General features: G+C 54.7%; 14 protein-coding genes. 8 read left to right on the forward strand and 6 right to left on the reverse strand.

Going from position 1 to position 16,548, the window contains the following annotated elements:
- Nucleotides 1–112 precede the first annotated feature (112 nt).
- A complete protein-coding gene (locus AWR27_RS08940) occupies nt 113–1,642 on the forward strand; it encodes a T9SS type B sorting domain-containing protein (protein ID WP_077130855.1) in 1,530 nt (509 codons plus the stop codon).
- Nucleotides 1,643–1,667: 25 nt separating this feature from the next.
- Here the strand turns inward: AWR27_RS08940 and AWR27_RS08945 are convergent, their stop codons facing one another.
- From AWR27_RS08945 to AWR27_RS08955, 3 genes are all read right to left on the reverse strand, one after another.
- Nucleotides 1,668–3,698 (reverse strand): beta-L-arabinofuranosidase domain-containing protein, encoded by a 2,031-nt coding sequence (locus tag AWR27_RS08945; protein ID WP_077130856.1) that lies wholly within the window; start codon nt 3,696–3,698, stop codon nt 1,668–1,670.
- Nucleotides 3,699–3,771: 73 nt separating this feature from the next.
- The gene (locus AWR27_RS08950; RefSeq protein WP_077130857.1) at nt 3,772–5,463 is read right to left on the reverse strand and encodes a sodium:solute symporter family protein; all 1,692 of its coding nucleotides are present in this window, start codon (nt 5,461–5,463) and stop codon (nt 3,772–3,774) included.
- A gap of 179 nt (nt 5,464–5,642) precedes the next feature.
- Nucleotides 5,643–6,863: a hypothetical protein gene (locus tag AWR27_RS08955; RefSeq protein ID WP_077130858.1), complete on the reverse strand. Its 1,221-nt coding sequence runs from the start codon at nt 6,861–6,863 to the stop codon at nt 5,643–5,645.
- A 41-nt stretch (nt 6,864–6,904) separates the two neighbouring features.
- On the opposite strand from AWR27_RS08955, the gene AWR27_RS08960 reads away from it, so the two are divergent.
- Complete coding sequence (locus AWR27_RS08960; protein WP_077130859.1) at nt 6,905–8,182, forward strand: aspartate aminotransferase family protein; 1,278 nt, start codon at nt 6,905–6,907, stop codon at nt 8,180–8,182.
- A gap of 69 nt (nt 8,183–8,251) precedes the next feature.
- Here AWR27_RS08960 and AWR27_RS08965 read toward each other — a convergent pair whose 3' ends face one another.
- Complete coding sequence (locus tag AWR27_RS08965) at nt 8,252–9,085, reverse strand: DUF5694 domain-containing protein (protein ID WP_157579179.1); 834 nt, start codon at nt 9,083–9,085, stop codon at nt 8,252–8,254.
- 347 nt (nt 9,086–9,432) lie between these two features.
- Entirely contained in the window at nt 9,433–11,007 is a 1,575-nt protein-coding gene (locus tag AWR27_RS08970; protein WP_077130861.1) for an acyl-CoA carboxylase subunit beta, read from the reverse strand.
- 127 nt (nt 11,008–11,134) lie between these two features.
- On the opposite strand from AWR27_RS08970, the gene AWR27_RS08975 reads away from it, so the two are divergent.
- The 6 genes from AWR27_RS08975 to AWR27_RS09000 all read left to right on the forward strand — a co-directional run bounded on the left by AWR27_RS08975 (nt 11,135) and on the right by AWR27_RS09000 (nt 15,579).
- A complete protein-coding gene (locus tag AWR27_RS08975; RefSeq protein ID WP_077130862.1) occupies nt 11,135–11,668 on the forward strand; it encodes an LVIVD repeat-containing protein in 534 nt (177 codons plus the stop codon).
- A gap of 5 nt (nt 11,669–11,673) precedes the next feature.
- Nucleotides 11,674–12,417, forward strand: coding sequence for an LVIVD repeat-containing protein (locus tag AWR27_RS08980; RefSeq protein ID WP_077133895.1), 744 nt, complete (start codon nt 11,674–11,676; stop codon nt 12,415–12,417).
- Entirely contained in the window at nt 12,414–13,130 is a 717-nt protein-coding gene (locus AWR27_RS08985; RefSeq protein ID WP_077130863.1) for a DUF3575 domain-containing protein, read from the forward strand. Before AWR27_RS08980 ends, AWR27_RS08985 begins: the two co-directional genes overlap by 4 nt.
- Nucleotides 13,127–13,864, forward strand: coding sequence for a hypothetical protein (locus AWR27_RS08990; protein ID WP_077130864.1), 738 nt, complete (start codon nt 13,127–13,129; stop codon nt 13,862–13,864). Before AWR27_RS08985 ends, AWR27_RS08990 begins: the two co-directional genes overlap by 4 nt.
- 160 nt (nt 13,865–14,024) lie before the next feature.
- Nucleotides 14,025–15,056, forward strand: a complete 1,032-nt coding sequence (gene porQ / locus AWR27_RS08995) for a type IX secretion system protein PorQ (RefSeq protein WP_157579180.1) — start codon at nt 14,025–14,027, stop codon at nt 15,054–15,056.
- Between the two features lie 16 nt (nt 15,057–15,072).
- On the forward strand, nt 15,073–15,579 hold the full coding sequence (locus tag AWR27_RS09000) for a KdsC family phosphatase (protein WP_077130865.1): 507 nt from the start codon (nt 15,073–15,075) through the stop codon (nt 15,577–15,579).
- A 15-nt stretch (nt 15,580–15,594) separates the two neighbouring features.
- Here AWR27_RS09000 and AWR27_RS09005 read toward each other — a convergent pair whose 3' ends face one another.
- Nucleotides 15,595–16,482: a dienelactone hydrolase family protein gene (locus AWR27_RS09005; RefSeq protein ID WP_077133897.1), complete on the reverse strand. Its 888-nt coding sequence runs from the start codon at nt 16,480–16,482 to the stop codon at nt 15,595–15,597.
- Nucleotides 16,483–16,548 lie beyond the last annotated feature (66 nt).

The following is a 16,548-nucleotide window of genomic DNA, read 5'->3' on the forward strand; positions in this document are numbered from 1 at the left end:
GTAAAGAAACGCGCTTTTTATAGCTCAGAATGAGTAGATTAGCGTATCGGTTGGCTCTTTTTTGGTACGGCTGATATTGTGATATACAGCAACTTATCTGTCTTGTTCTGTCATGCGCTGGTCGGTGGGCTTGATCGTGTGTCTATCGCTATGGACGTCTGTCCGGGCTTTCGGGCAGGAGTTGATACCCAATGGCGGCTTTGAGACCTACGCAACCTGCCCCCGGAAAGACAACCTGCTCTCCGAAGCTACCCCCTGGTACAACCCCAACACGGCCACACCCGATTTCTACCATAGCTGTTTTCCAACCCCTCAGATGGAGCTTCCGCCCCATTCAGGGCAGGGACTGGCCCGGCTATTTATGGATTTGGGCTGGGCCGAATATCTGGCTACCCCGCTGAAAGAACCCCTGCTGGCGGGCGAAACCTACCAGTTTGAACTGTACGTGGCCTCGCCAAAACCGACCCAATATCCGATTGGGTCGTTCGGGGCTTATTTCGCCAATCAGCCGGTTGGTTCGGCAGACAAAACACTGCTGCGGCTCGACAATCCACCCCAGGTACTCGATAATACGCCCAGACGACTGACGCAGCGGCTGAAGTGGGAGAAAATGGGCGGTTGCCTGCTTGCGAAAGGTGGGGAACGCCACGTCGTTATCGGCAATTTTGCCGCACTACCCAGCACCTTAGGCGACTATTACCTGTTCATCGACGACGTGTCGCTGAAACCCATCCGGCTCGACCTGGGTCGTGACACCACGCTTTGCGGACGGAGAAGTACCCTTCTACTCGATGCGACAACCCCCGGTGCTATCTTTTATGAATGGAACACGGGCAGCAACGCACCCACCCTACAGGTAGCAAAACCGGGCCGCTATTGGGTAACGGTGCAAACGCCCTGCAAAACCCTGCGCGACACCATCACTGTTACGTATCCACCTGATTTCAGCTTAGGTGCCGATACTACGCTTTGCGAGGGTAAAACCCTGATGCTGCACGTCGATGCGCCCGGCACCTACCAATGGCAGGATGGTTCCCGGCGAAACACGTTTTTGGTCGAAAGAGCGGGGCAGTATGTTGTTCAGGTTACAAATAAAAACTGCATGGTAGCTGATACAATCGCCGTGCGGTATAGCCGACCTCCCCAGTTGGATTTAGGAGCCGATCAGCAGTTGTGCGGAACCGAGGTGTACACTATCCGCCCTACGTTTGCCAACGGCACATTCCGCTGGCTCGATGCCTTCGCCGATGTGGAGCGAACCGTCAACGCGTCGGGCATCTTCCGGGCGTCGGTAACGAATGCCTGTGCCACACGCACCGACGACGTGCTGATTGATTATAGCGGCTGCTCGTGTCAGGTGTACGCGCCCGATGCCTTTTCGCCCAACACCGATGGCCTGAACGATGTTTTTGAGCCGTTTGCCTGCAACGACATTACCTTTCTGACCTTAACGGTTTACGACCGATGGGGCGAAGCCGTTTTCCATACCGACCAGCCGCCTTTTCGGTGGAATGGTACGTATCAGGGCGAACGCTGCGCCACAGCGGTTTACACCTGGCAGTTGAGCTACCTGTTCCAACGCCCCGACGCCCCACCCATTCGCCAGACAAAGCAGAAACGGCTGACGCTGTTGAGCCAATAAAAACTTTTGTCGGTACGGCGATTCCTCATCGCACTACAGGGAACTGCGATATCCGAAGCGTTGTGCAGCCGTAAGGAATCAGCGTAATTTCCTCTTCCTCTTTCGCTACCTCCATATAGTCGATAACGCTGAATGGAATTGGCCCAGCCATCTCGTTGTACAGTTTCCACGACGGGATTCGCCGGGCCTTTAGCCGGATTTCAGACGGGGCGTTGGCAACGTTCCACGGGTAATCAGAGGTGGTCTCTCTGGAACTAAATCGGGCATTCTGTTCTACCGGCTGCTTATCGGTCTCGATCAGGCCGTAATTCCAGGGGGTAGTGGGCCGCACTTCGATGTACTCGGCTCCGAACTCGATGGGGTCTTTATCATTTCTGACAATCTGCGTCTCCTCCCCCATTTTCAGCGCGTATGCCAATGGGCCGCGCTCCACCGATACAGAATTCTCGTGCCACTGATTCTTGAAAATATGCATCGGCAGGCGTAATTCTACCACGTCGCCCGACTGCCAGACACGCTTCACAACCGCAATCTGATTACCTGCTGATTCCTTTACAACCTGCCCATTTACCAGCACCGTTGCTTTGCGGCACCAGGCTGGTATCCGCAGATGAAATGGAAACGACACGGTTTTACTGCCGCCGTTCAGCGTCAGCGCAAACCGGATGCTTTCGCCGAATGGGTAGTTTGTTTGTTCGTCAACCATCACGCGGGTTCCGTTACCAACGGTAGCCGTTACCGTACTCGGCGAGTACACAAGCGCGGCCAGCCCCCGGTCTGGGGTAGCGTACCAGAGGTTTTGCACGAATTTGGGCCAGCCCTGGTGCATGTTCGAGGTGCAGCACGGGTAGCCCGTCAGCAATCCCATACAAAGGTCGGTGCCGCCGTGGTTGACGTCGAAGTTGCGAACGTGCCGGGTCAGCATCACCTGATTGGCCTGCTGAAAATACTGCCGCCCCATGTAATCGTCGGTGGCCTGCGTGGGCAAGGCATTGAACGCAATTTTCTCCAACTGATCGGCATACGTTACGTCGCCGGTAATAGTCAGCATACTTTCGAGACTGAACATCATCTCTACGGCACTGCACAGTTCAGACCCCTGCGTGGGGTTGTTGCCGTGCAGAGCCTCGTCGCCCCCATACAAACCGTGGGCCATGCCGTTGAACCGGCGCAGGTCGGCCAGCCCTTTCTTCGACGCGTTCAGGTAGCGAGCGTCGGGCCGGTGCTGGTAGTACACGAGCGGCTCTTTAAATCCCTGCGCCAGATTTACGCAGTGGATGCTGCCGGGCGTCGTTAGCAGGTCGCCCGCCAGAAACGCGCCGGTATAATCGAAAGTTTGCTTATGAATCAGGTCGGCCAGGTCGAGCAGAAATTTATCGCCAGTGATGGTATAGAGCCAGTACACAACCTGTAAATTATCGCCCCCGCGATACCGCGCCCAGAATGTCCAGTGGTCGAGGGGTTTAGTTGGCAACTCCTTCAGTTGATACCGGAAGTAGTTGGTCATCAGGCGAATAACACGCTTATCGCTGGTAGCCGAGTAGTACTGTTTGAGCACCTTCAGCATCACCATTTTGGGCCACCAGTCGCGGCTGTTGTTGCGCTGAATGCCGCGTTCGTGCGGGTAGTCGGTTTTGGGGCCGAAATAGCCGTCGGGCTGCTGACTGTTCAAGGTCCACTCGATCCAGGGTTTCGCCCTGGCAATTAACGTGCTGTCGTTCAGAATGTAAGCTAACGGCACCAGCCCATCGATCCAGTACGGGCCGCGTTCCCATTGGTCGCCATCGCCCCCCAGCCAGCCGTTTCGTTGGTTCATTACCAGCGGATAGAGCTTGTCCAACTGCCCGGTCATGCCCGTTTTCTGCCGAACCAGCATTTCGTTGAGCCACCCCTGTGGTTTGATGGCTCCCAATGGCAGTTCGATATACGGATTGGGCCGGAGCGGGGCGCGGTTGTTCAGGTACGGTGCTACCGACGAACGGGTTTGAGCCGTGGCGATTAGGGTAGCAAAACAACTGAAAACGAAAAAGATTCGGAGCGACCTGCTTAGTGCCATGAGACGATGCGGTGAACGTTGATTTGCCATCTAAAGCCAGCCCCTAACGTGGTCTAATCAAAAGTCAACCTTTCTACGAACGATCTGCCCCCAACACCCGCTGCAACAACCACGCAAAGCCCATTACCAGCACGCAGCCGATGGCATTAAGCCAGAGAAAGGCCGTCAGGTCAAAATACCAGCTCAACACAACAAATACCTGCCCGATGAGCGCGGCCCAGAACGTGGCCCGCCCGCCAATCTGCTTCATGTAAAACGCCACGACAAACACGCCCAGAATGACGCCATAGAACAGCGATCCCAAAATATTGACAGCCTCGATCATGCTGCCCATGCGATTGGCAAACTGCGCGACTACAATACAGAATACTCCCCACCCTACCGTGGCCCAGCGCGACGCCCGCAGGTAATCGGCATCACTACCGTTTGTGCTAACCAACCGCTTATACACGTCTACCACCGTTGTTGACGCCAGCGAACTGTAGGCCGACGCTATCGACCCCATCGACGCGCTGAAGATGACCGCAATCAGCAGTCCAATCAGGCCGTGTGGCAGGTGATCGAGTACAAACCGCAGAAACACGTAGTTGGCATCGTTCGTGTCGGCAGCGGGGTTATTCTTATCGATTAGCTTCACCACGTCGGCTTTAACGGTTTTCAGGGCCACGTCGGTTTCCTGAAGCATCGCGTTGGCGGCCTGTTGCCCGGCTTCATCGTTCGTTTTCAGAGCCACCTGCATATCGAGTACGGCCCGCTGGCGTTGGGCGGCCAGGTTCTGATGCCGTATTTCGGTAAGCTGATACTCGCGGGCGTAGGGGCTGGTTCGGAGCCGGTCGGTTTCCTGTTTGTTGAAAAAAGCCGGAGCCGGGTTAAACTGGTAAAACACGAATACCAGCACGCCTACCAGCAGAATCAAGAACTGCATCGGTACTTTGAGCAGGCCGTTCATGAGCAATCCTAACCGACTTTGCCCGATGCTCTGCCCCGTCAGATACCGCCCCACCTGCGACTGGTCGGTGCCGAAATACGACAGTTGGAGAAAGAACCCGCCAATCAGTCCCGACCACAGATTGTATCGGTTATCGGGGTCAAACTTCAGATCGATGAGGTTCATGCGCCCGGCTTTTCCGGCCACTTGCAGCGCATCGACAAAGCCGACGCTTTCGGGCAGGAGTCGCACCGTCAGGAATCCGGCCACCACCATCGCCAGCGTTACAACCAGCATCTGCTGGAGGTGCGTGTGCGAGATGGCCTTCGTGCCGCCCGTAACGGTGTAAATCAGCACAATACCACCCATGAGGAGGTTGGTCCAGTAGATATTCCAGCCCAGAATAGTTGACAGAATAATGGCCGGCGCGTAGATCGACAGGCCCGTTGAAAGACCTCGTTGCAACAGAAACAGCCCCGCCGTAAGCGTTCGGACGCGCACGTCGAAGCGGGTTTCGAGAAACTCGTAAGCGGTGAAAATTTTCAGCTTGTGAAAAATCGGCACGAACGTAATCGACAGCACGACCATCGCCAGCGGCAGACCAAAATAGAACTGCACGAACCGCATTCCATCGACAAAGCCCTGCCCCGGTGCCGACAAAAACGTGATGGCACTCGCCTGCGTCGCCATCACCGACAGCCCTACGTGATACCACGGCAGCGACTGCCCCGCCAGCAGGTAATCGTCCATGCTGCGGCTACGTCGGCTCCGAATCATGCCATAGGCAATGATGCCAAACAACGTTATCACGAGCACACCCCAGTCCAGTATGCTCATGACAGCCAGCGCATTAACCAATAAAACAATAAAATTTCAGCTACTAAGCTACCTAACACGATAGAGTATAGCTGACGCCAGGAACGAACAAAAGGGGGCAGGTCGGGAAAGTCTTCGGGCATGAAACGGCAGGGTCTTTTACTATTAACGGCGAAATTAGGGAAACTATGCCGTAAACATCAATCCTTGCCGATAATCAGGTTATAGCCGATGTAGGGAAAGAGACGCGCTTTTTTGTCGCCTTCCCACAAAAAGGGTTTTTCGTAGATGAGCATGTAGGCACCCGCATCGAACGCGTGACGTTTGCGGTCGAAACGGAGGGCGAGCGACACCCGCGCCCGCCCGTCGGCATATGAATAATAGCGGTATTGCTTCCCTAAACTAACCGAGTTGTCGCTAACGACCGTTAGCTTCGGACTTACTTTTTTAATCACCCCAAACGACAAAAGCTGCTGATTGGCAACACTGACGGACACCGGTTGCGGTGGCATGGACGATGAAAAGCTTGGCCATGCCGGGTAAAGTACGTATTTGAACTTCGGCACGGCGATGCTATAGCCCAGCGTTACGTTGTTCTGACTGCTGCCAAACGACAGCAGCCCCTGAAGCGTAAATTGCCCGCCCGTTTTCGAGGAGCCAATGAGTTGGTTGGCCGTAAACGACGCATTCACCCCCGCCCGGAACAGCGGGCCGACACCCGCGCTCAGTTGGGTGTATAGCCGGGGCATATTCCAGCTATATAGGCCGCTGCCGTAATAATTTTCGGCTGTGGCAAGGTATGGAATTGGTGTGATGAACGTGGCTCCTACGCTCCAGAACCGGGTGATGCCGTATTGAAGTTCATGGCGCGAAAGCCAGGTGTTTCGGTAATAAAAACGCCCTTTTTCGGCGTTGTGAGCCGTATTTCCGGTCAGCAGCCATGGCGCAAACCGATTTGGGGACATGCCGGTCAGTTCGCCGACTGTTTCCATCGACAGCGTATCGGTACGCAGCAGTAGCTCCGGCTCAAAGTAGGTTAGCTGCCCATTCCGTTTCCTGACCGTTATCATGGTACTGTCGCGCCGAACGAACGTACCTTCTACCCGCGCTCCGTCGCGCATCACAAACACCTGATAGGGCAGTATTGTATTTTCGGAACCAAACGCCGGTTTGGGTACGGCTGCCGCATCGCCCACCACCCGAATTACCTGATCGGCCTCAACAAAACTCATGTTGCCGTTGCGTTTCCTGACGCTGATAAGTATGCTATCCTGCCGCAGAATCTGTCCCCGCACGGTTGAACCATCGCGCATGAGCAGATACGACTGCCGCCGGGCCAGGTCGTCGGGCGTTACTTTGTAGGTTTGAGCGAAGAGTAGCGATGGTAAAAACGCAAATAGACCAAGCAGAACTGTTTTCACGGTTGAGGGTGTTAGTGGATTGTTAATAATGAAGTTTTGTCATGCAAACGGTTACACACCGGCAATTATTTTTCCAGCATATAGCACAGACCTCTGATTTCCCTTTAGCGTTGGAAATCGACCGGGCCGAAGGCATATTTATTTATGGTCCGACACTCGGCGGTTCAGCGGAAGGCGCGGCCCAACAGCCGAAGCGGTACATCGACCTGATTTCGGGCATTGGCGTCAGTAACGTAGGTCATCGTCACCCGCACGTACTGCAAGCGATTCAGACACAGTTAGATAAATACCTGCACCTGATGGTCTACGGCGAATACGTGCAGTCGTCGCAGACGCAACTGGCCCACGCGCTCGCGCAAACGCTTGCTTCTCATACTGGCCCGGTTGGCGTTTTAGACAACGTGTATTTCACCAACTCTGGCACCGAAGCCGTTGAAGGGGCAATGAAATTAGCGAAACGCTACACGGGCCGCACCGAAATCATTAGCTGCCTGAACGCCTATCACGGTGCTACGCAGGGCGCGTTATCGTTGTCGGGCGATGAAAATTTCAAGCGTAACTACCGCCCGTTATTGCCCGGAGTCAGGCACATCAACTACAATAACTGGGCTGACATTGAGAAAATTAGCTGCCGAACTGCCGCCGTGGTGATGGAAGTAGTCGGTGCCGAATCGGGCGTTCGGGTGCCGGATGCGGGCTATTTGCAGGCCGTTCGGCAACGCTGCACCGATATGGGTGCGCTAGTGATCTTCGATGAAATTCAGACCGGCTTTGGTCGAACGGGCACGTTCTGGGCCTTTGAGGGCGCGGGCGAAAACGGCACAGCGGTTGTACCCGACGTGTTGCTATGTGCCAAAGGCATGGGGGGCGGAATGCCCATCGGTGCGTTCATTAGTTCGGCAGCGGTGATGAGCGTCTTCAAAAACAACCCGGTGCTGGGCCACATCACCACCTTTGGTGGGCACCCGGTGTCGTGTGCGGCCTCGCTGGCAACATTGCAGGTGATTCGGGATGAGAAATTATACGCCGATGCCGAAGCCAAAGGGCAGTTGTTCAGGCAGTTGCTGGTTCACCCCGCCATTCGGGAAATACGTGGCAAGGGGCTGATGCTGGCCGTCGAGTTCGAGTCGTTCGACGTACTCAAACCTATCATCGACCGGGCCATACAACCCGGCGAATCTACGCCGGGCGAGTCCACGCCGGGCGTCATCACCGACTGGTTCCTGTTCTGCGATAATTCCATGCGCATTGCCCCGCCGTTAATTATCACGGAAGAACAAATCCGCGAAGCCTGTGCGGTGATTTTGGGGGCGATTTGACCGACACGAGCGGAATGAATGCCATTACTCAAAGCAATGGCATTCATTTTTCAGATAGCAAGATAGCCCCTACTTCAAATAGTCTCCAACAGGCACCAGCGTATAATCTGGGTCATTCTCAAATATCTTGGTCAGAACCGCTGCATGGCGCTGCCCCATCACAACCAGAATACGTTGCTTTTTCTGGGCCAGTTGTGTAGCCACAATGTTTGCGTAGATACGTAACTCCCGGTTGTAGAAGTGGCTGATAAAGTCGGCACCTACGTAATCATACGAAACGCGGCTGCTGTCGAGTGTTCGGTCGGTTGTGTTCAGCAGACCACGGCGTACTTTGGCGGGAGTAACGAACATGAGGTGGTACGTTTTCTGGAGAACCTCTGGCGCGTTGAGTTGCCGCAGATAACCAGATACTGTAGTTTTCCCCTGCCGGAAAGGTTCATTAATCTGGCTTCCCAGCACATTAAACGTCTTCAGTTCATCGAGATAGTATTCGATTCCCTGCCCCTGGTTAAGGATCCGGTTTGATGTTCCGCCGTAATAATCGACGCCGTAGATGCGGTCGTGCCGTAATGTTTTACCCAGCGCGTAGGCAATCTGATACGTTTCGGCCCGTCCGTAGTCGAGGTCAGTGAGTGCCAGCTTACCTGCTGTGTATAAACGATAAAGGCTGTCTGTGGTAGATTGTGCTGTAGGCTCCCGCTCAATCAGAATCAGGTCAGGCTTAAACCGCGCCAACTGGTCGCGCAACTGTTGCAACTCCTGCTGCCGCCGTTCGATAAATAGGTCTGCCAGGGGTGCATCTTTATAAAAACCTGCCTGACCGAAGTGATTACTCCCAAGCAGCATAATCTGTATTTTGGGCGGCTGCTGCGCCAATGTACTACTGCCCAAAGTATAAAACACGAGCAAAAGAAAAGAAATCGCGATCCGAATCATAAACGTTGAAAAAAAGAGGGCTTTTATAGCCACTTATGTACACACCTGCAAGGTGCATTAATAAATTTAATTGACAGTGTTTACGGAAAATACGTAGCGGCCAGCCCGACGAGCAGGGCAATACCGAAAATAATGGCTAAGCCGATGAGTACGGTTCGGAGCAGACTACCGGGCTTCTGAGTCATAATTCTTTATGTGTTAAAACCGTTTTTTTGCCACAGAGATGCACCAAGACGCACAGAGATTCACGGAGAAATCTTATAAAACTTTGTGTATCTCCGTGCGTCTTGGTGCATCTCTGTGGCAAAAAAACCCTACAACGGAATGTTGCCGTGTTTTTTCTTCGGCAGAGTTGCTACTTTATTTTCCAGCATCCCGAACGCCCGGAGCAGTTTTTGCCGGGTTTGGTCGGGCATAATCACCTCGTCGATGTAGCCCCGGTGCGCGGCCCGATACGGGTTGGCAAACTTCTCGGTGTACTCCTGCACTTTCTCATGAAGTTTGGCCTGCGGGTCGTCGGCTTCGGCAATTTCGCGCTTGAAAATAATCTCGGCGGCCCCACTCGCGCCCATCACGGCAATTTCTGCCGACGGCCACGCATAATTCATGTCGGCTCCGATGTGCTTGGAGTTCATCACGTCGTAGGCACCGCCGTAGGCTTTGCGCGTGATGACCGTGATACGCGGCACCGTCGCTTCGCAGAAGGCATACAGCAGCTTGGCCCCGTTGGTGATGATGCCGTTCCATTCCTGGTCGGTGCCGGGCAAAAAGCCGGGCACGTCTTCCAGCACCAACAGGGGCACGTTGAAGCAGTCACAAAAACGCACAAACCGGGCGGCTTTGGCACTGGCCTGGATGTCGAGAACGCCCGCCAATACCGCCGGTTGGTTGCCTACAATACCGATGCTGCGCCCACCAATGCGGGCAAAACCTACGACAATATTTTCAGCAAAATTTTTGTGTACCTCAAGAAACGACCCACCATCGACCAACTCATCGATTACCTCGCGCATGTCGTAAGGCTGGTTCGGGTTGTCGGGAATCAGGCTGTTCAGCGCGGGGCGAGATTCGTCGCCCGGTTCGTAAGGCAATCGGGGCGCGTCGTCTTCGCAGTTTTGCGGGATATAACTTAGTAGCTGCTTAATATGCTGAATGCAAGCCAGTTCGTTCGCGCAGGCGAAGTGCGTCACGCCCGATTTGGTGCTGTGCGTACTGGCTCCGCCTAATTCTTCCGCCGTTACTTCTTCGTGCGTTACAGTTTTGACCACGTTCGGGCCGGTCACAAACATATAGCTCGTTTGTTCGACCATGAAAATAAAATCGGTGATGGCTGGACTGTACACGGCCCCGCCCGCACACGGCCCCATAATAGCTGAAAGCTGAGGAATCACGCCCGACGCACGCGTGTTGCGGTAAAAAATGTCGGCATACCCCGCCAATGATAGCACGCCCTCCTGGATTCTGGCACCGCCCGAATCGTTCAGGCCGATGACGGGGGCACCGTTTTGCAGGGCCAAATCCATGATTTTACAGATTTTTTCGGCGTGGGTTTCGCTCAGTGCGCCCCCAAACACCGTAAAATCCTGCGCGAACACGTAGACCAATCGCCCGTCGATGGTGCCGTAGCCCGTTACGACGCCGTCGCCGAGGTAATGTTCTTTGTCGAGACCGAAGTCGCGGGTGCGGTGCATCACGAACTTTCCGATTTCCTCAAATGAATTTTCATCGACTAATAGGGCAATGCGCTCGCGAGCGGTCAGTTTACCTTTTTTGTGCTGGGCGTCGATGCGTTTTTGCCCGCCACCGAGTTCGGCTTCGGCGTTTTTCTGAGCCAGAATGTCAACGTTGGAGAGCCTGGCATTAAGCGCGGGCTGGGTTTCGGTCTGCATGGAAATTGGTCTGTCGAATCACGTGTCGGCAAAGTTAATTATTCATTACGATTCCAACTGTTTCGATTCATTTTGTATCATAGCCGTAATTACACAAAAAACTCGGCCTTCAGACCGTAGGTGCGATATGACCCGACTATTCCCTTCTCTCCTGCTACTTTTTAGCTGTCTGCTGCTCGACGGGTGTAAGCATTATGCGCCCCCTCCTCCGCCCACAACCGGCGCAACCTACCGCCCGGTCTATGCCACCTATGCTACCGTTCGGTCGGTGCAGACGCTGGCTCCGCAACCGCTCAAAAACGTAGGCAAAATCTACGTAAAAGACAACTATCTGTTTATCAACGAGGTCGGCAGCGGTATCCATATAGTCGACAACCGCGACCCAGCCAATCCGGTACGGCTATCGTTCGTTTCGATTCCCGGCAATCATGAACTGGCCGTGAAAGACAGTATCCTGTATGCCGACAATACGCTCGATCTGGTGGCCCTGAACATCGCCAATCCGCGCAGCATTCGCGTGATGAAGCGTATTGAAAACGCATTTCCATACCCCGCTTTTCCGCAGTTTACCAACGTTCGGTTCGAGTGCGCCGACCCCGACCGGGGTGTGGTTGTCCGCTGGGAAAAATCCGATGTGAAGAATCCACAGTGTTATCGCTGATTGCCATGAGACCAACGCTCTACTTCTTTATATCATTGTTGCTGTTCTCCTGCGCTCAGGATAGTGGCAACTCGGCCCCGTCGCCCGGCGCAGGGATTGGCGGTTCAACGGCCCGCTTTACCGTCAGCGGCAATACGCTCTACCTGATTCATAACGACGACCTGCACGCCTACGACATCACGCAGAGCAGCGACCCCAAACCCGGCAACAAAACCGACCTCTGGACCAACGGCGTTGAAACCATTTTTCCGTATCGGAACAACCTGTTCATCGGCACACAAACGGGTATGCTCATCTACGATGTTCGCCAACCGGGCAACCCGCTGCGGTTAGGCGTTTATACCCACATTCAGGCGTGCGACCCGGTGGTGGCGCAGGGCAATTACGCCTATGTGACGCTCCGCTCCGGCACAACCTGCCGAGCTACTACTATCAACTCGCTCGATGTAATCGACATCAGTAATCTCGTCAGTCCAAAGCTTATCAAAAGTTACGCGATGAAAAATCCGCACGGGCTGGGTGTCGATGGTTCGCTGCTGTTTGTGGGCGAAGGCGACTACGGTCTGCGTGTAATGGACGTCAGCAATCCGCTCGACGTGCGGGAGATGCAGTACATCGACAGTGTGCGGACCTACGACGTGATTCCAACCCAGAAGCGGCTAATCGTGACCGGGCCGAATGGCATCTATCAGTATGGTTACGCTGATTTGAAACAACTGACATTGCTCAGCAAAATCCCGGTTCAATGATGCGCCCCGTTTATCTGATTGTCAGCCTGTTGCTTACTGGCGGCTCGTTGGTGGCCCAGCAACGGATCAACTCGCCAAACCCTGATTCGTCGGACCGGTTTGTGCGCGAACGGGCCTGGGTCGTGAAAGTCGCGCCGTTGAGTTTGTTCGACCCTGATAACACCATTCAGTTCGGCGTCGAACGCTGGTTGGGTGGGCGACACGCGCTACAGGCCGAGTTTGGTTACGGCTGGCAGAGCATAAACCTCTGGCAAAACAGTCAAAATCAGCGATACAGCGACCGCGAAGTCTGGCGAGGCCGGGCCGAGTACCGTTATTATTACCACCCTACGAGCCGATTGGGCGGCAGTTATTTTGCGGTTGAAGGGTTTTACAAGCAGGTAAACGCGTTGGAAAGCGGCACTTACGGCGTTGGCTGTCAGTCGGGGCCGTGCCAATATTACCGTATATTTCGCGAACCCGTTCAGAAGTATGTATGGGGGATGCACGCCAAAACAGGTCGTCAGTTCGCGCTCACCCCCGACGACCGCTGGCTGATGGACATTTACGTGGGGCTGGGCTTTCGCAAAAGCGAGATCAACCGATACGAACGCCCCAGCAGCAGTGCATATTTCTACGAATCAGCCGGTTATAGCCTGTTCGATGCGTTTTCACCCCGCCCCTACCCCGTCGTAAGCCTGGCGTATGGTTTTAAAATTGGTTATGCGTTATGAAAAACTTTTTCTTTTCGCTGTTACTTCTAACCGTTACATCTGCCTTCGCGCAGGATTCTACTATCGCGCTCCGGTATCAGCCCCGCGCCGTATTCAAACTGGCTCCGCTCGCGTTTCTTGAGCAGGACGCCACGCTTCAGGCAGGTCTGGAGTACCGCACTGGCATCAGAACGTCTGTTCAGGGCGAGTTTGGCTACGGCTGGAAGGGGCTGTCGCCGTTTGAGACGGATTTAGATGATTTCGTAAGTGCCGAAATCTGGCGGGGCCGGGCCGAAGTGCGGTTTTACTCGGGCCGATACCGAACTAACCGGCGCAAAGGTATCGCCATTCGGAGCAGTTATCCGCTGGGCAACTACTGGGCCGTTGAGGGGTTGTACAAGCAGATCAACGTAGTGAAACAGGACAACCTGTACAGCCGGGAAGCGTCATCGCAAAGCAGTTTTCCAGGCGTAATCATCGGCACGCAGCAACGGGCCATCAGTCGCTATGTGTTTGGCTCTCACCTGAAAATAGGCCGTCAGTTTTCATCCTACGAACCGCAGCGACGAGTGTTTACCCGCACCCTGCTCGACATCTACTTCGGTGCCGGTGTGCGCTGGGCGATGAACGACGTACCTCCACCACCAAACCCCTTTCCCACCTGCGGCTGTGGCTTTGGCCGCTCGTTCGAGCAGACCGGTACGGCGATTATGCCCAGCCTGACCGCCGGGCTAAAGTTCGGTTTTGCGCTCTGACGCGGTTTTCAGACCTTTGCCGAATCATGAAGAGGTTATAACACAGAGAGACACCGAGATAAAAGAGATACACGGAGTTTTTGTTGCAGACAATCTCTGTGTATCTCCCGCTTACTCTGTGAATCTCTGTGTAACAATCTCTTAATACCCTAAATAACTTTTGGGCCGGTTCTTCTTCCTTGTCACGCTGCTTATTGGTTTCGCCAAATCCGGCTGGGCACAGCCGCTCGGCGGGCAACGCGTGTTTTCGTTCCTGAACCTGCCGACCCACGCCCGCGTAGCAGCCCTCGGCGGGCAGGTCGCCACCGCCATCCGGCCCGATGCGGCTTACTTCCTGAACAACCCTGCCTTAGCGGATTCGCTACGCCAGAACGAACTGACTATCAGCCTGATGCCGTATCTGGCAGCGGCCAAATACTACACCTTGCACTATGGTCTACCCGTAAAAACCAAAGGCATGTGGGCCGTTGGGATGCAGTACTTAAGCTACGGACAGATGCCACTGACCGACCCGCTGGGGAATACGCTTGGTACATTTTCGGCCAACGACTACGCCCTCGGCCTGACCCACGCCCGTACCGAAGGTAATTTCTCGCTCGGGGCTACCGTAAAAATGGTCGGCTCAGCTATCGAAACCTATTCCGCCTTTGGCATACTGGCCGACCTCGGCGGGGTCTGGCGACATCCCAGCGGCAACCTTACATTTGGGCTGACCGCCCGAAATTTCGGTTATCTAATCAAAAACTTCGGCCCGACCGATGCCAACCTGCCGTTTGATTTACAGGCGGGTGTCACGCTCAAACCCCGCTACGCCCCGTTCCGGCTAACCATCACGGCTCACCACCTCCAGCGTTTCGACATTAGCTATAACGACCCCAACCTGAACGTGCGCTTCGACCTGAACGGCAATCCCATTCCGCAAACGCTCAGCCCGGTAGAGAAAGCGGCCCGGCATCTGAGTGCAGGCGTTGAATTTCTGATTAGTCCGAACGTGCATCTGATGGCCGGATACAATCACCAGAAGCGGCAGGAAGGGCGGCTCACCACGGGCGGAGGACTGGCCGGTATTTCGCTGGGGGCGTCGGTGCAGGTGCGGGCGTTTCAGTTGACCTACGCCCGGTTTGCAGCCGCTCCCACTGCCGGAACCAGCCAACTCTCCCTGCGCGTGGACCTTGAACGAATTATGCAGTAGTTTCTCAGCAAAACCTATGACAGACGAACTCCGGGCAAAAGCGGCCCGCATCAAATTAGTACTGACCGACTGCGACGGTGTTATGACCGACGCGGGCGTTTTCTACGGCGAAACCGGCGAAGTATTCAAACAATTCAACATCCGCGATGGCATGGGCGTAGTGCGCCTGCGCGAGTTGGTAGGTGTAGAAACGGGCATCGTCACGGGCGAGACCTCGCCCTCGGTGGTAACGCGGGCCGCCAAGTTGAAAATCACGGAATTGCATCTGGGAGCCAGCGACAAACTGTCGTTGCTGCGGGGCATTCTGGAGCGTAAAGGTTTAGACGGCAGCGAAGTAGCGTTTATTGGCGACGACGTAAACGACCTCGCCATTTTACAGGCTGTAGGGCTATCGGCCTGCCCCGCCGACGCCACCCGGCAAAACAAAGCCATTGTCGATTATTGCTGCGAGATGCGGGGCGGGCAAGGTTGCCTGCGCGAACTCGCCGAACTCATCATCGAAGCTAAATTAGGTAGCGTGTAGCACGCTTAACTACGGCTACGTCAGGTTCTTTTTGAAAAAATCGACGGTGCGCTGCCAGGCCAGTTCGGCGGCTGCTTTGTCGTAGCGGGGGGTGGTATCGTTGTGAAAGCCGTGGTTGGCATTGGCATACATATGCGCCGTGTAGGCTTTGTTATGCTGTTTCAACGCGGCTTCATAAGCGGGCCAGCCCTCGTTTACGCGGGTGTCGAGTTCGGCATAATGCAGCAGCAGCGGAGCTTTTATGTTCGGCACGTCTTCAAGGCCGGGTTGCCCGCCATAGAACGGCACCGAAGCAGCCAAACCGGGAATCCGCACGGCCATCATGTTGGCAATCCAGCCACCAAAACAAAACCCAACCACGCCAATCTTACCGTTACAGTTATTGTGGGTTTTCAGATAGTCGTAGGCAGCAATGAAATCCTCCAGCATCTCGTTGCGGTTCCGTTTGCTTTGCAGCGCACGGCCCTCGTCGTCGTTGCCCGGATACCCGCCCAATGGCGTTAACGCGTCGGGGGCAACAGACACAAATCCACTGAGTGCAGCCCGTCGGGCCACGTCGGCAATATGCGGATTCAGGCCCCGGTTTTCGTGAACAACCACAATGCCGCCCAATTTCTGGCTCGTATTCACTGGCATCGACACCAACGCTTTGATGGAGCCGCCCCCTTTGGGCGATGGATACGTAACATAGTCAGATTGCAGGCGGGGATCGTCGGCTTTGATTTTAATCCCGCCTTTGTAATCGGGCATCAGGAAGCCCATCAGAGCCGACACCGTTAGTCCGCCTACGGCATAAGCTGATAGCCGCTGCACAAAGTCACGCCGGTCGATCCGGTCGTGAGCATAGTCGTCGTACAAATCAAACACCTCCTGTTTGATGTCTTCTTTTTTAATTTCACTCATGTCGGTCTCGGTTGGGCGATAATACAGGCGTAGTTTACAGCTATTTTTAAAATTTACCCAGCCAAA

This window comes from Spirosoma montaniterrae, assembly GCF_001988955.1.
Classification (GTDB): domain Bacteria; phylum Bacteroidota; class Bacteroidia; order Cytophagales; family Spirosomataceae; genus Spirosoma; species Spirosoma montaniterrae.

What these genes read in the sequence shown, in the direction of transcription:
- AWR27_RS08945 (WP_077130856.1), bottom strand. Translation starts at nt 3,698, where the DNA reads ATGGCACTAAGCAGGTCGCTCCGAATCTTTTTCGTTTTCAGTTGTTTT.
- AWR27_RS08975 (WP_077130862.1), top strand. Translation starts at nt 11,135, where the DNA reads ATGACCCGACTATTCCCTTCTCTCCTGCTACTTTTTAGCTGTCTGCTG.
- AWR27_RS08960 (WP_077130859.1), top strand. Translation starts at nt 6,905, where the DNA reads ATGCAAACGGTTACACACCGGCAATTATTTTTCCAGCATATAGCACAG.
- AWR27_RS08950 (WP_077130857.1), bottom strand. Translation starts at nt 5,463, where the DNA reads ATGAGCATACTGGACTGGGGTGTGCTCGTGATAACGTTGTTTGGCATC.
- AWR27_RS08940 (WP_077130855.1), top strand. Translation starts at nt 113, where the DNA reads ATGCGCTGGTCGGTGGGCTTGATCGTGTGTCTATCGCTATGGACGTCT.
- AWR27_RS09000 (WP_077130865.1), top strand. Translation starts at nt 15,073, where the DNA reads ATGACAGACGAACTCCGGGCAAAAGCGGCCCGCATCAAATTAGTACTG.
- AWR27_RS08985 (WP_077130863.1), top strand. Translation starts at nt 12,414, where the DNA reads ATGATGCGCCCCGTTTATCTGATTGTCAGCCTGTTGCTTACTGGCGGC.
- AWR27_RS08970 (WP_077130861.1), bottom strand. Translation starts at nt 11,007, where the DNA reads ATGCAGACCGAAACCCAGCCCGCGCTTAATGCCAGGCTCTCCAACGTT.
- AWR27_RS09005 (WP_077133897.1), bottom strand. Translation starts at nt 16,482, where the DNA reads ATGAGTGAAATTAAAAAAGAAGACATCAAACAGGAGGTGTTTGATTTG.
- AWR27_RS08990 (WP_077130864.1), top strand. Translation starts at nt 13,127, where the DNA reads ATGAAAAACTTTTTCTTTTCGCTGTTACTTCTAACCGTTACATCTGCC.
- AWR27_RS08980 (WP_077133895.1), top strand. Translation starts at nt 11,674, where the DNA reads ATGAGACCAACGCTCTACTTCTTTATATCATTGTTGCTGTTCTCCTGC.